The organism is uncultured Microscilla sp. (assembly GCF_947493425.1).
GTDB lineage: Bacteria > Bacteroidota > Bacteroidia > Cytophagales > Microscillaceae > Microscilla.
In genome coordinates this window covers 1-562 of record NZ_CANLRP010000457.1, presented here as the reverse complement: position 1 = coordinate 562, position 562 = coordinate 1, and the positions used below count along the sequence as shown (strand labels likewise).

At 38.1% G+C, this 562-nt stretch carries 1 protein-coding gene; it reads left to right on the top strand.

The window, feature by feature from the left end; translation table 11 throughout:
* Positions 1-562 (top strand): transposase (locus tag Q0954_RS34320; RefSeq protein ID WP_299466696.1); only part of this gene is annotated, 562 nt, incomplete at both ends.

Genomic DNA, 562 nt, shown 5'->3' with positions numbered 1-562 from the left:
AACTCAAAATTTTTACCCAAAATATAGGAATTGATGTAGCCAAAGACAGTTTTGTGGCTTGCTTGAGTTATTTATTATTTGACCGTGAAATTAAATTTGTATCAGTACAGAGCTTTAAGAATAGTGAAGCAGGTTTTTTGGCTTTTTCTGACTGGTTTATGGGGCATTTAGTCCCTGAGGTAGATGTATGCTTTACCATGGAAGCCACTGGTGTTTACTACGAACGATTGGCCTATTATTTATTTTCGGAAAATTATCAAGTATCGGTTGTTCAACCCACGCAGGCAAGTAACTATAAAAAAAGTGAATCACAGTCATCTAAAACTGATAAACTGGACGCTAAGTCTTTGGCACGTATGGGTTTAGAACGTAAACTAGTGCCTTGGAAGCCTACCTCAGAGTATTATATGTTACTTCGTGATTTAACCAGAGAGCGTAGTGCTTTGAAGACAGACCAGACTCGCCTTAAAAACCAGCTTCACGCACTCATTCATTCAAAATATTTGCACCCTGTGCGCAAAGAATTGATAGAAGAACGATTGGGCTTGATCAAATCTCAACT